We start from the raw sequence: 13,098 nt of genomic DNA on the forward strand, positions 1-13,098 counted from the left end.
GGGTGAGTGACATGAAACCGAATCCATCAAACAAGAAGCTCACAGTGAAGTTACTTTTGGCGACCCTGTTAATGTTTGGCTTCGGCTATGCACTGGTCCCACTTTATGACGTGATGTGCGACGCACTGGGAATCAATGGAAAGACAAGTGAAGTGGCCGCCATTCAACCGACAGGTATGCAACCGGACATGAGCCGAACTATTCGCGTGGAGTTTATGGCGCATGTCAGCCCAGATATGCCTTGGGAGTTTAGACCCAAAGTGATTTCGATGGATGTTCACCCAGGTGAAGTCGTGCAAACCGAATACCTTGCATTTAATGAAAGCGGGCAGAAGTTGGTGGGGCAAGCCGTTCCTTCTGTTTCTCCCGGGACTGGAGCTGCTTACTTCAATAAGATTGAGTGTTTTTGTTTTAACCAGCAGCCTCTGGATGGTAAACAGCAAGCTCAAATGCCGTTGATTTTTTATATCGAACCGGACTTGCCGGAGTCTATACACACGTTAACGCTGTCTTACACACTCTATAAACTTCCCCCTCCTACAGGCTCTTAGCCACTCAGGGAGAGAGATACAGACCAAGGTTGGTCAGTAAGGAGAGAAATTATGAGTAACAAGCCAGGAACATATTATGTTCCCGCTCAAAGTAGCTGGCCGATCATCGGTGCATTTGCTCTGTTTTTGGTTGCTGTTGGCGCAGGCATGACCGTCCAGGGGACACAAAGTGGCGGTGCAGTGGGAACCATTGGTGGCATTGTGCTAGCGGTGGGCTTCTTGTTCTTGCTTTACATGTTGGCTGGTTGGTTTAGTAATGTGATTACTGAATCACTGAGTGGAAAATACAGCTCGCAAATTACTCGTTCTTTTCGCCAAGGAATGAGCTGGTTTATCTTTTCTGAAGTGATGTTTTTTGGTGCCTTTTTTGGTGCCTTGTTTTACGCCAGAATGATTTCTGTGCCTTGGTTAGGTGGGGCAGATAATAACTTCATGACCAACGAAGTCCTGTGGCCAACCTTCGAAGCGATGTGGCCACTCACACTGACACCGGGGGGAGAAACAACACAAGCTATGCCGTGGCAGGGCATACCCCTTACCAATACTATCTTGCTGCTATTGTCGTCTATTACGCTACATATGGCGCATATAAGCCTTGAACAAGACAAAAGAACGGCACTGATTGTTTGGTTAGAGATAACCATCGTACTTGCTGGCTTTTTCCTATATTACCAAGCGGTTGAGTATGTTCATGCTTATCAAGACATAGGGCTCACGTTGCAGTCCGGTATTTACGGTAACACGTTCTTCATGTTGACGGGGTTCCACGGTTTACACGTTTGTCTTGGGACTATCTTCTTGATCGTGCTGCTGTTCAGAATCGCTAAAGATCACTTTTCGCCAAAGAACCATTTTGCCTTTCAAGCGGGCAGCTGGTATTGGCATTTCGTGGATGTGGTTTGGTTATGTCTGTTTGTGTTTGTTTACGTACTTTAGGCGCAGTGTGAACTCTTGGTTCGACTAATAAGGGCGAGGGTTTGGTGCTAGCCAACCCGAGCTGAGCGCAATAAGCAAAAGGACGACCACCAAAGCGGAGAACATGACTCGACGGCCTAAGTAATGACTCATGGGTTTGTCTCTTTTTTCAGGATTATCTGGGTCTTCACGAACCATTTCGATAAGCGCTTTTGCGAGGTTGAAGATAATGAAAAGCAGCAAAAGGACAAGCGTCAGTTTGAATAGAAATACGGTGGACATGGCACCTCCGGTTTCATCATTGTTGTTATCAAGACAATTATGGCTATCGAAACGGTTTTGGGTTGCAGTTGGTTTAACTGTGGTTGTGTTTTCTCTTTTGGTCAAACTGGGTTTTTGGCAGTTTGAGAGAGGGCAAGAAAAACAAGCATTGGAACAAGCCATTCTCGCGCGTGCGGATAGTGCGTACCAAGCACTAAGCGTCGTTCTTGAAGACAACGACTGGCGAGAGGAAAGTATCCTCGGGAAAAAAGTGGAAGTTAATGTTGTTCCTCAGGCGTTTCCCGTAATTTTGTTAGACAACCAAACGCATCAAGGCAGTGTGGGATATTTAGCATTTCAGATTGTATTGACGAGCGATGAACCTAGTGCCTATGCGTTATTGGAGCTTGGTTTTGTCGAGGGAAAAGCAGATCGCTCAGTGTTACCAACGGTCACCAAACTCGATAATTCGATTTTCATCACAGGACGCCTGTACCGAAAATCTACTAATCCACTGAGCTCAGAGTTAATGCCGGAAGTTGGCGATGTTATTCGCGTGCAAAACCTAAACATCGCGCAATTGAATCAGCTACTGAATATTGAACTTATGCCCGCAGTCTTGCAGCCAGACAATTTAACTCGTTGGCCCTATGACTTTCCTTGGAATCCATTACCACTCAATAGTGCCAAACATTTTGGCTATTCGATTCAATGGTTTTCGATGGCAGGTGTTTTCTTAATACTGACTTTAATTGTTTTTGTTCGTTGGCAAAAAAAGTTGCGTCACATGGAGGTGAAGCATGACATCTAAAGTAACCAAAGGACGACTAATGTTGATTGCGCTGGTTTGTACGTTCGCGCTTCCCGCTGTCATTGCAAAAGTCATTCTCACACAAGGGTGGTATCAAAGCGGAGTGACCAATAGAGGCGAGTTAGTCGAACCATACACGACGTTAGAGCAGCTTGGTCAAGAGTCACCTCTCAAAGACCATGGTTGGCAACTCGCTTATGTATTGCCTAACGAATGCACTGAACAGTGTAAACAGCAGCTTTACCTGCTTCAGCAAAGTCATGTTGCTTTAGGTAAGTATCAAGAGCGAGTAGTGCCAGTCGTTTGGCAGACTGAGCATTCAGATCCCATGGAAGTATCGATGTTAGCGATGCAAATGAATGAATTGGTTACCGCAAAAGTGAAACCTGGGCAAATGTTGATCGTTGATCCTCTTGGGCAACTGGTGATGTCTTATTCGCCGAAACCAAATGAGGACTTAGTCCTATTGAATAAAGGTATGTTGGCGGACTTACGCAAGCTCTTAAAACTGTCACGAGTCGGTTAGAGGAAGTGCATATGAAATTAATTCAGTTGGTTAGATTCAGTTTGCTCCTAACTCTCGTGGTGATCATGCTAGGGGCATATACTCGCCTTTCAGATGCAGGGTTAGGTTGCCCGGACTGGCCTGGTTGTTATGGGCACTTTTCTGTGCCGCATCAAGAAGAAGACGTCATACGTGCTAACCTGAACTTCCCCGAGCGGGCAGTAGAGCATGAGAAAGCATGGCTTGAGATGATTCATCGCTATTTTGCAGGAACGTTAGGTTTAGTCATTTTTGCGATGGCAGCGATATCAGTAAGGTCTGAGCGTGTAAATTCAACCATTCCGATGTTGCTAAGCGTATTGGTGATTGGGCAGGCACTTTTGGGGATGTGGACAGTTACTCTTAAATTAATGCCCGTCATCGTGATGCTTCACTTGCTCGGTGGTTTTGTTTTATTGGCGTTACAGGCGATTTTTTACTGCCAATTAAAAGCGCAAAACAATCTCTATTTCTCTCCATCTTCTAGCTCTCTGAGAGGCTTTTCATTGTTGGTTTTCCTGGTTGTTTTGGTGCAAGTGCTCCTTGGAGGATGGACTTCGTCAAATTATGCTGCGCTGATGTGTACCACACTGCCGATTTGTGAGGGAGACTGGATGAGCCATCTCTCATGGAAAGAAGCGTTTTCTTTCTGGCAAACTGGATTCGAGAATTATGAATTTGGTGTCTTGGAGTATCCGGCAAGAATGACTATACACGTCACTCATCGTATAGGCGCTATTGTTACCGCCACCGTGGTATTGGCTTATAGTATTGGGCTTATGAGGCAAGATTCTCATCATTCACAGAGAATCGGAGGGTGGTTGTTATTCACTCTGGTGTGCCAAATTATGCTGGGTGTAAGCAACGTAGTATTTCAACTTCCTATCTATGTCGCGGTGGCGCACAACCTTGGTGCCGCTGTTATGTTGAGTCTCGTTTGTGTTAGCCAGTTTTACTTGTGGCAGGGTAAAACGGCTTGGAATTACACCGCGAAAGGAGTTCGCTATGAGTAAAGAAATCGCGCTGTCGTTAAATGGGCGAAAGCGACTAAGTTCCGTTTATTTGAAGTTAACGAAACCTAAAGTGGTGGCGTTAATGTTGGTGACGGCAGTAGTAGGGATGAGCTTAGCCCCGGTTGATGATTTCCCCTGGTTGCAGGCGGTAGTTGGCCTAACGGGGATTGGTCTGATGGCAGGGTCTGCGGCAGCGTTTAATCATCTAATTGACCGCCGAATTGATGCGAGAATGGCACGTACACACAAACGACCATTGCCATCGGGTGAGACTAAACCATCATCGGTGATAGCCTTCGCTACAGTTTTAGGTGTCTTAGGGTTTGTACTTCTCTATGCGATGGTCAACCCGCTGACGGCATGGTTGACTTTGATGAGTTTGCTCGGCTATGCGATGGTATACACAATGTACCTCAAACGTGCTACGCCCCAAAATATCGTCATTGCAGGGATTGCCGGTGCGATGCCGCCTCTTCTCGGTTGGACTGCTGTAACAGGGCAATTACATGCGAATGCTTGGCTGCTCGTAATGATCATTTTTATCTGGACGCCACCACATTTTTGGGCTCTGGCTATTCATCGTGTCGAGGATTACCGCAAGGTAGATATTCCCATGCTGCCAGTGACACACGGCATTGAGTACACCAAAACTTCTATTCTGTTGTATACGGTGCTATTGACTTTGGTTTGTGTCCTACCGGTTTTGGTTGGTATGGTCGGCGTGGTGTATCTTTTTGCCTCGCTACTACTCAATGCTGGCTTTATGTACCATGCATGGAAGCTAAAATATGCACCAGAGCCAAATACCGCGATGGAGACGTTTAAATTCTCTATCTATCATCTTTTGGCGTTGTTCATTGCATTGCTTTCGGATCACTATATTGGTTTTTAACCTCTCTTAAAACAGAAAACGCCGCGTGGTTCGCGGCGTTTTTGGTTTTGATACTTTGGCTTTAAGACAAAGCTTTCTAGATTTATTGAATTTCTAGCAGTTCAACATCAAAGATCAAAACACTTGCTGGTGGAATTGGGCCAGAGCCACTCTTACCATAGCCAAGCGTGCTTGGTACGAAAAGGCGGATTTTCTCACCTTCTACCATGTATTGTAGACCTTCTTGCCAGCCTTTAATGACTTGGTTAAGACCAAATGAAATAGGCTCACCACGATTAACAGAGCTATCGAATACCGTGCCATCAATCAAGGTGCCGTGGTAGTGTACTTTTACTTTACTTGTTGCCGTTGGGTGAACCTCACCTTCGCCTTTTTCAAGAACCATGTATTGAAGGCCACTTTCTGTTGTGATGACGCCTTCTTTTTTCGCATTTTCTAGTAAGAATGCTTGGCCTTTGGCAAAGTTTTCATCTGCTACTTTATGGTTTGTCCAAGTACGGTAAATGAAAAAGCCCGCCAAAATAAAAATAATAAGAGGAAACAAAAATTTAGACACGTAATCTCCTTGTCTATTTAGGTTGTTTTAGCAAAAAGTTGATGGTTTCTGCCATGGCTTCAACGCTGTCATGACCACCAGTAATTACTTGATATTTTCCGTTTACGATAAAGGCTGGAACGGAGTTAATTTGGCCTCGCGTGGTGATCGCTTCTGCCTTAGTGATGTACTCAAACAGCGCTTTTTGCTGTGCTTCATCTAAATGGTAAGGGCTGATAAGGTTGCGAGACTCAAAGGCTTTCTCAACAGCGATTTGGCGTTCCTCAGCCGTTGCATCGGCACCCATTTGCACAGCAGTAAAAAGATCCGCCATAAACGCTTTATCTGGTGTTGATTCAAGCTGCATTACGGCAGTATAGAAGATGATGGCGCTCACTTGTGCACTTTCATTGAACGTTACATGCATTTTTTCAACGCTTTGATCGGTCAATGATTCAATTTGAGGGACAAACTCTTCCATTGAGCGGCAGTGGCCACAAGTTAAAGAGAATGCTTCAGTCAGGGGAGCTAAATCATACTCTTCAAGGGATACTGGCAAAACTTCGTATTGTTTGCCTTGCTGAGGCTGACTCTTGCCGCTATCGCATGCCGACAAAGCCATTACGGCAACAACAACAGCAAAGCCTTTCGATATGGTTTTTAACATAGTAGTGCTCTAAATGAGAAATTTGCGTTAGTTTATCGGTTAACGATAGTGACTAAAACCATTAAATAACAATAAAGTGAGACCATTGGTAACAGACTTTGCCTGACGTATGGACTGTAAGGGTAGGGTATTCTAGTGTTGCGTTTTATTTGAGAGATGATTTTGCATTGACTCCAGTGGCATGAACGCTGCATAGACAAACCAATCGGTGGACAAAAGCGCTAAAGATTCGGCGTGTTTTGTCGACACAATGAACAAGAGTTTTTCTACGTTGGTAATGGTATGAAGCATTGGTTTTTAATTGTTTGTGGCATTCTGGCCGGGTGCAGCAGCCTCGATCAAGATATGGTCCCTGGTGGGAACATTTTAGATACAGCTCCTAAATCAAACACTGAGCTGAGACACCCAGAGTGGGGATACCCGAGCGCATCCAATGTGGCTTCTTCCCCTCGTTCATATCAAACGGCGAGGGCGTCAGTAAAAAAGTCGCAAAACGTGACCTCTCTGGAAATGTTCCTGAGCAGGCATAACATTCCTCACGAGACGCTCAGTGGTGGTCACCTGATGATACGTTTGAAAGAGCAAGTGCATTTTCAAACGGGTTCTGCACGGTTATCTGCTCAATCTCAAGACTGGATTCGAAACATTGGTCACTATCTGGCTGGAAGAACTGATGTTGATGTCGTGATTGATGGTCATGCGGATAGCACGGGAGCTGAAAGCTTCAATGACACGCTATCTGAAAAGCGAGCTCGTGAAGTAGAAAAACAACTATTGGCGACGAGTATTCCACGTCAACGAGTGTTTTCTAGAGGCTTCGGGGAGTATGTACCGAAGTGCAGCAATGCGACAGCGAGTGGTAAAGCTTGCAATCGGCGCGTAGAGCTAACATTGATCGTGGATGAATAACGCAGACGTTAGGCGGTAATCTTCGTTGTGTTGTTCTTGCATACCCGTTATTTGCTTAGTGGAGTTTAAGTTCGGAGTTGAGCAAGAAGACTGAATAAGGAAAGCTCGCACGGCAACATCTAGCTAGAAAAAATAGAAAAGAGGCACCGTTAGGTGCCTCTTTTACATCCGCCAATGTTCATAGGGGGAACTTAGGCAAATTCTTTTTCAACGTAAGCGACGATGTCAGATGACTCGTATAACCACTGTGTCTCGCCATCTTTTTCGATACGAAGACAAGGGACTTTAACTCGCCCACCACATTGCTCTAGTTCAGCTCGATGAGTCGGGTTATTTTTTGCATCACGTAGCTCAATGTTCACCGATTGACGCTTCATTGCACGGCGGACCTTTACACAAAAAGGGCAGGCTTCAAATTGGTAAAGTGCGTATTGTTTCGCTTTTTCATCAATACGTTGCTGTTCTTCTGCGGTGCGCTTAATACCACGAGGTGAGAACACCGCGTTCAGCAATAAGATAACCTTGCCTAAAATCCAACGGATAAACTTCATAATGATCCCTTGATGTTCATTGGGTAATTGTCCTTTAAGAATGCAATCATGATGCTTGTTGCACTGGACGTGAAGTCTATCAGTTGTTTGAAATGGATAAAACCATGTATTTTATGCGGAAAATAGACGTTTAAACCAACCCCAAAAGCCACTTGCTGAAGCCGGACGGGCTTCTTTACCTTGATAAAAACTTTGCATGAGTTCGGTTCTGAATGCATCAACGTCCATGCGTTTCATGACAAGTTCGTGCTGCAATGTATTTTGAGTCTGCTCGGCATGATCGTGCGCCAAGCTGAAATCCATATTTAAATAGCCTTGCGTGTATAACCAAAGGTGGGTGACTAAGATTAGGTCTTCAGCAGATTGGTTAGTAAACTTATCCGCGTGCTCATTACCCAAGGAGTCAGTCAGAACTTGCTGCATACGCTGGGTAGAGTGAGCATGTTGCTCGTAGTTAGCACTTGCTTCAATATGTGATTTGGTCAAAAGGCCAAGCAGGTGAAGAGTAGGTGCTGTTGTGGGTTTGTTCTCACAAACTTTTGTAAATAGTTGTGACTGTTCTTTTAACCAACGCCGCTTTGCTGCTTTATGTTCTTTAACAAAGGGGATTTCTTCAAATCCCATCTCTTGACTCAGTTCACTAAGAGACGTCATGGTTTTTTAGTTCCTTCACCGTTACTTCGATATGTTGATCATTGATATCAACAAAAATTGAGCTGCCAGTAATCATAACAGAAAGGCTAGTACCTCGGTCAAGATGCTGACAAATCAAGTCGATAGCGTCATAGTCAAAGCTCTCTACGTTGACGGGAAGCATTGAGAACTTTCCTGACATTTTGTCCCACCAGACAGCCGCTTTGGTGTTATAAGTGTAAACTTTTACATGCTTTGCGAGGCGAGAAGCTTTCTTAATTCTGTCTGGTTCTGGTTCGCCAATTTCAATCCAGTGAGTAATGCTTTGATCATCGCCAACATGCCATAAATCAGGCTCTTCAATCGTAGAGAGTCCTTTTGTAAACTCCAGATTGCTTTGAGCATTTAAACAGTAAGCTAGAATGCGAGCCAACATTCGTTGCGGCTTTTCAGAAGGATGAAGGGCGATAGTTAGATTTTTAGAATCGTAATAGTCATTATTCATATCGGAAATGGCGATACGAAATTTGTAAATGGTTGGTTTAAGAGCCATAGATTTATATCGTTTTGTTGGCAAAATAAGTTTTAGGCAAAAAAATAGCCAGCTTTAAAAGCTGGCTATCGTATCAAATTCTTTAAGAATTAAAGTACTTTGATTTGCTCTGCTTGAGGGCCTTTTTGACCTTGAGAGATAACAAATTCTACTTTCTGGCCTTCAACTAGAGTACGGAAGCCGTCACCAGTGATTGCAGAGAAGTGAGCAAATACGTCAGGACCGTTTTCTTGTTGAATGAAACCGAAGCCTTTAGTTTCGTTGAACCACTTAACTGTGCCAGTAGCTGTGTTAGACATGTCTATTTCCTAAATATCTAAATAATGTAATCTTTCGCCTCAACGGCGCTTATAGCGTGGAAAAATAAATTGCTATTGCGTACCACAGGACGACGGGTTACAAGTAATCCAACGAAATGTGAAAACAAAGAACTTTCTTTCTAGCCGTGTTTGAGTCTAGGTTAATTCCACGAAGAGTCAACATATATTAGTGCTTTATGGACAAATATTTGTATTTAGTCACTATTTAACCAGCATGTTTTTGATTAAATTTCAAATAAATGACGGTGATGTGAAGTTTTTTAGCATAAAATTCAACTAAATCTATAAATTTGACTTATTTATATAATTATTGTCCAATCTGGTTCGACCATTAAGGAGGATTTATGGCAAAGCGTAAAATCAGTCCTCAACCGAGTGGCTCACAACATGAGACCGACTTCGGCAGAGGTGAAATCAAAGACAACGCGTTAAAAGCGGTTGTTACCAGTCAGCTGTTCCAAACACGAGTCGTTAAAGCGAAAAAAGGTAAAGGTAGCTTCAGCCGTAAAATGAAGCATAGAGGCAAAGAGCCCTATTCAAAGTTCTCCCCAAGGTGGATTTTGAATAGGGCTTTTTTGTTGGTACTAGGTGTTTGCAAAACTGATGATATTCAATTTTTAGTACCAGATAAGTTTTCCTAATTTATCATGTACTGCTTCAACTGCTTCAACTGCTTCAACTGCTTCAACTGCTTCAGCGAACTAGGCGTTGAAAGTACCAATTAAGTACTAAAACTTACTAAGTTAGATTCATATCAATAAGCGTCACTTCCTGTCTTATGCAACTCTACTATATCTTTAGTCTAATCAAACAGCCGAGATTATGGTTTAAAAAGACTGGTGAGAAGTAGGTATGTCATCGACGAGTTATGGTACTTATGGTTGCAAATGTAAAAAAGCGTGTGCTTCTTTATTACTACTGTGGCTGTCCATTTGTCCGATGGCGCATGCACACAAGTCAGAGTCTCATTCTTTAATTGTTGCTAACTCCAAAGCGTGGAAGCCGTTCTCTTACCTTAGCCCAGATGGTGAACCTAAAGGTATTTTAATCGACTTTTGGAAAGAGTACGCGGCGAACAACCAAATCGACGTTCAGTTTCTCCTTTTGGATTGGGATGCTTCTTTACAAGCCGTAAAAGAGGGTAAGGCTGACTTTCACGGAGGACTTGTCTACTCGCCCGAAAGAGCGAAGTATATGGACTTTGGCGCAGTCATAATGCCTATCCAAACCAAACTGTACGTAAATAAAGATGTACTTTCGGTTGATATCAGGAGTGTTTTAACTGGCGAAATGACGCTGCCAATTGGCGTTGTTAAAGGAAGTTACGAGTCTGAGTTTGTTCAGACGAATTATCCGAATGCACCTATCGCAGAATACATTAACAATGATTCGATGATACAAGCCGCCGTCGATAAAAAGGTGCTGTACTTTGTTGCAGACCTGCAAGTTGCTAACTTTTATATGGCAACCACGCCGGGAGCGGGTATGTTTGTCCCGACAATTAGCTTATATAGTAAAGATCTTCGGATTGCAGCAGGAATGCACAGTGCAACTTCCATTTTAGAGGTATCACGAGCGTTTGAAAAAGTCATCGATACGGATCGTGAGCGGATCCTCACCCGTTGGAGTGTGGTGAAAACGGTTTATCCACTTTATCTTTTCCCTATTGCTATTTTCATTATGGCGGTCGCAACGCTTTATCATATTTTTGCTCTCAAACGTATGGTTGCTCTTCGGACAAGGCAATTAACGATTGCCAATCAGCAATTGCTGGAGATGACGTTGACGGATTCTCTCACAAAGCTATACAACCGTAGACACCTGATTGAGCAATTGGCGCTACTGAATCATTTGAAGCGAAACTTAACGGTGATGGTGTTTGATATTGATGATTTTAAATCAATCAATGATCGATATGGCCACCTTGCTGGAGACCGAGCAATAGTTGCCATCGCAGAAGCCGCTAAGTCGATGACTGATGACCGAATGACATTGGCGAGAATTGGAGGAGAAGAGTTCGCACTCGTTACGTCGTCTCTGTCAGAGCGAGAAGCGCTCAATTTTGCCAATATGCTTTGTAAAGCCGTTTACGATCAGCCTGTTATACTGGGCGGACAAGCAATTCATTTGAGTATCAGTTTGGGCTGTGCTTACTATCCTGAGTTTACCCACATCGTGAGCTTGCAAGATGCTGACGACTTGATGTATCAAGGTAAGTCTGAAGGAAAGAATCGTGCAGTTTTCCAAGTTATAACAGACTGTCAGCTTCAACCTGCGCTTCGTCAAGTGAATTAGGTCTCGCTAATTCAACTGATACTTCAAACCATCCTCAAGCCTCAAAGGTTTAGTCAGAGTAACGTGGTAAGCGTTGACGATTACGTTGCGTTGTTTTCTTTGAGGCCAATTTGCGTACAAATATTCGCACTTTCATATATATAACCCCCCACCTGCTCACGTTTTTATCATAGAAGCAGTAATTGTTTTAAAGTGATAAGCGATTTCTTGGTAAAGATCAGAACCCCTGTCTACACTCAGTGTAAAGTAATGCATATAAAGCATGATGCATACGGTGTTGTACAAAAACAATTAAAGAAGATAAGAAATAAGTTGGCTTGAGAAGGACGGGGAATGAACAACGAATGCTTTGCTAGGTTCCGAGCTGTCACGGATGAACTGTCAATGAAAGAATCGTTGTCAGTTGGGAAAGACCCTTATGCTCACTATCTCAAAGATATTGTGGGGATTGATTTGTTGTCTCGTGAAGAGGAGTTGCATTACGCCAAACTTAATCGAGCTGGTGATGAAGAAGCGCGCGAAATGTTGATTGAGTCTAATCTTCGACTTGTTGTGAAAATCGCAAAAGGCTACCTCAAACGGCCAGGCAATAACTTTACTCTGCTCGATTTAATAGAAGAAGGTAACATTGGTTTGATAAAAGCGGTCGATAAGTTCGATCCTGAGCCAGGCTACCGTTTTTCTACTTATGCGGTATGGTGGATTCGCGAGAATATAGAAGCGGCATTAATGAACAATGGCCGCACGGTACGTTTACCTGCTCATGTGTGCAAAGAGATAAATAGCCTGGCTTTAAAAAAGCTCGATGCGTCAAAAAGTGAGAGCAAGGAGTTGTCTATTTCTGAACTCTCACGCTGCTCAGGGGTGAAAGCAGAGCGTATAGATGAACTTGTTGCTCTTAGTGGTTTTATTGATGTATCGACCACTGCGGACCTTCATCGTGTTCCATTTGTTCTTGAACTGTGTGAAAGTGAGTATACGCCAGATCCACAACAAGACTGTGAAAACCAGTGCTTTACTCAAGCTATTGAAAATATTATTAAAACCTTGCCAACTAAGTTGCAGAAAGTCTTAATCCATCGATTCGGATTATTTGACCAGAGAGTGAAAACCTTGTCGGAAATAGGCCTGTTGTTAAACGTGTCTAACGAGCGTGTTCGTCAGATGCAGATAGAGGCGGTTGAACGCGTGCAGAAACGTCTCCGATTCGATGGTTGGGTTTAAGATTTTTAGCCCCTTATCCTAGCCGATTAATTTACTGGCTTGCTACTCTGTTCTTCCGTAAGTAACAGCAGCTCAAGCTGTGCTTTAGCTGCTGCCTCCAATCTCCATACACTCAATAATCGGTTAAGTGCTGCGCGATAAGTACGACTTTTGAGTAAAAAAGCGAGCGTACTTGTGTAGTTGTTTACGACTTGCGCTTGTGTCTCGACCAAAGCAGTTTTGTTTTCGATGTCGATGTGTTGAAGGTTAAAGTCAGGAAGAAACGCACACTCATACCATACCTCTACAATTTCACGAATTTCGAGTTCTTCTTCAGGCACGTCGAAGTCTTGTAACTGGTAGTTTTCTGGTATCGTTGATAAATAAACCACATCCAATTTGTCTGCAACAAATGTATACATCGGATTCCTTAGTGTACGCGCTT

Annotated in this window: 18 protein-coding genes; 10 read left to right on the forward strand and 8 right to left on the reverse strand. The window is 43.5% G+C overall.

The genetic code is table 11. From position 1 onward, the window contains the following. The first annotated feature begins 11 nt into the window (after positions 1–11). Together R8N49_RS00890 and R8N49_RS00895 are read left to right on the forward strand one after the other, a co-directional pair. Entirely contained in the window at positions 12–551 is a 540-nt protein-coding gene (locus R8N49_RS00890; protein WP_017821600.1) for a cytochrome c oxidase assembly protein, read from the forward strand. A 51-nt stretch (positions 552–602) separates the two neighbouring features. After that, positions 603–1,487 (forward strand): cytochrome c oxidase subunit 3, encoded by an 885-nt coding sequence (locus R8N49_RS00895; RefSeq protein ID WP_005375506.1) that lies wholly within the window; start codon positions 603–605, stop codon positions 1,485–1,487. 24 nt (positions 1,488–1,511) lie between these two features. Here R8N49_RS00895 and R8N49_RS00900 read toward each other — a convergent pair whose 3' ends face one another. Further along, the gene (locus R8N49_RS00900) at positions 1,512–1,748 is read right to left on the reverse strand and encodes a DUF2909 domain-containing protein (protein WP_005375504.1); all 237 of its coding nucleotides are present in this window, start codon (positions 1,746–1,748) and stop codon (positions 1,512–1,514) included. Between R8N49_RS00900 and R8N49_RS00905 the strand changes: the two genes are divergently transcribed. The 4 genes from R8N49_RS00905 to cyoE are packed head-to-tail and all read left to right on the forward strand — an operon-like array spanning position 1,747 to position 4,987. Further along, complete coding sequence (locus tag R8N49_RS00905; RefSeq protein WP_186585627.1) at positions 1,747–2,538, forward strand: SURF1 family protein; 792 nt, start codon at positions 1,747–1,749, stop codon at positions 2,536–2,538. The genes R8N49_RS00900 and R8N49_RS00905 overlap by 2 nt on opposite strands. Then, positions 2,528–3,064, forward strand: a complete 537-nt coding sequence (locus tag R8N49_RS00910) for a hypothetical protein (RefSeq protein WP_017635864.1) — start codon at positions 2,528–2,530, stop codon at positions 3,062–3,064. The genes R8N49_RS00905 and R8N49_RS00910 overlap by 11 nt, the downstream gene beginning before the upstream one ends. A gap of 11 nt (positions 3,065–3,075) precedes the next feature. Beyond that, positions 3,076–4,095 (forward strand): COX15/CtaA family protein, encoded by a 1,020-nt coding sequence (locus R8N49_RS00915; protein ID WP_017635865.1) that lies wholly within the window; start codon positions 3,076–3,078, stop codon positions 4,093–4,095. After that, positions 4,088–4,987 carry a heme o synthase gene (cyoE, locus tag R8N49_RS00920; protein ID WP_005385222.1) on the forward strand — a complete coding sequence of 300 codons (900 nt, stop codon included), beginning with the start codon at positions 4,088–4,090 and terminating at the stop codon, positions 4,985–4,987. Before R8N49_RS00915 ends, cyoE begins: the two co-directional genes overlap by 8 nt. Before the next feature lie 82 nt (positions 4,988–5,069). Here the strand turns inward: cyoE and R8N49_RS00925 are convergent, their stop codons facing one another. Next, entirely contained in the window at positions 5,070–5,543 is a 474-nt protein-coding gene (locus tag R8N49_RS00925; protein ID WP_005375638.1) for an FKBP-type peptidyl-prolyl cis-trans isomerase, read from the reverse strand. 13 nt (positions 5,544–5,556) lie between these two features. Continuing rightward, positions 5,557–6,189, reverse strand: coding sequence for a thiol:disulfide interchange protein DsbA/DsbL (locus tag R8N49_RS00930; protein WP_042521488.1), 633 nt, complete (start codon positions 6,187–6,189; stop codon positions 5,557–5,559). Between the two features lie 282 nt (positions 6,190–6,471). Here R8N49_RS00930 and R8N49_RS00935 point away from each other — a divergent pair, with 282 nt between their 5' ends. Next, positions 6,472–7,098, forward strand: coding sequence for an OmpA family protein (locus R8N49_RS00935; RefSeq protein ID WP_025768460.1), 627 nt, complete (start codon positions 6,472–6,474; stop codon positions 7,096–7,098). A 191-nt stretch (positions 7,099–7,289) separates the two neighbouring features. Here R8N49_RS00935 and R8N49_RS00940 read toward each other — a convergent pair whose 3' ends face one another. From R8N49_RS00940 to R8N49_RS00955, 4 genes are all read right to left on the reverse strand, one after another. Next, positions 7,290–7,649, reverse strand: a complete 360-nt coding sequence (locus tag R8N49_RS00940; protein ID WP_054574391.1) for a glutaredoxin family protein — start codon at positions 7,647–7,649, stop codon at positions 7,290–7,292. 111 nt (positions 7,650–7,760) lie between these two features. Further along, on the reverse strand, positions 7,761–8,303 hold the full coding sequence (locus R8N49_RS00945; RefSeq protein WP_017635869.1) for a hypothetical protein: 543 nt from the start codon (positions 8,301–8,303) through the stop codon (positions 7,761–7,763). Next, on the reverse strand, positions 8,290–8,835 hold the full coding sequence (locus R8N49_RS00950; protein ID WP_005375627.1) for a YaeQ family protein: 546 nt from the start codon (positions 8,833–8,835) through the stop codon (positions 8,290–8,292). The genes R8N49_RS00945 and R8N49_RS00950 overlap by 14 nt, the downstream gene beginning before the upstream one ends. An 89-nt stretch (positions 8,836–8,924) precedes the next feature. Next, a complete protein-coding gene (locus R8N49_RS00955; RefSeq protein WP_005375625.1) occupies positions 8,925–9,134 on the reverse strand; it encodes a cold-shock protein in 210 nt (69 codons plus the stop codon). A gap of 365 nt (positions 9,135–9,499) precedes the next feature. Here R8N49_RS00955 and R8N49_RS00960 point away from each other — a divergent pair, with 365 nt between their 5' ends. The 3 genes from R8N49_RS00960 (at position 9,500) to R8N49_RS00970 (ending at position 12,674) form a co-directional block, all read left to right on the forward strand. Next, complete coding sequence (locus tag R8N49_RS00960; protein ID WP_017635870.1) at positions 9,500–9,796, forward strand: alternative ribosome-rescue factor A; 297 nt, start codon at positions 9,500–9,502, stop codon at positions 9,794–9,796. A gap of 211 nt (positions 9,797–10,007) precedes the next feature. Beyond that, positions 10,008–11,450 (forward strand): diguanylate cyclase domain-containing protein, encoded by a 1,443-nt coding sequence (locus R8N49_RS00965; protein WP_054577116.1) that lies wholly within the window; start codon positions 10,008–10,010, stop codon positions 11,448–11,450. A gap of 333 nt (positions 11,451–11,783) precedes the next feature. Next, a complete protein-coding gene (locus tag R8N49_RS00970) occupies positions 11,784–12,674 on the forward strand; it encodes an RNA polymerase sigma factor RpoD/SigA (protein ID WP_017635872.1) in 891 nt (296 codons plus the stop codon). Positions 12,675–12,700: 26 nt separating this feature from the next. Here R8N49_RS00970 and R8N49_RS00975 read toward each other — a convergent pair whose 3' ends face one another. After that, entirely contained in the window at positions 12,701–13,075 is a 375-nt protein-coding gene (locus tag R8N49_RS00975) for a hypothetical protein (protein WP_005375619.1), read from the reverse strand. Positions 13,076–13,098: the final 23 nt, after the last annotated feature.

It is taken from the genome of Vibrio sp. 1978 (assembly GCF_033344345.1).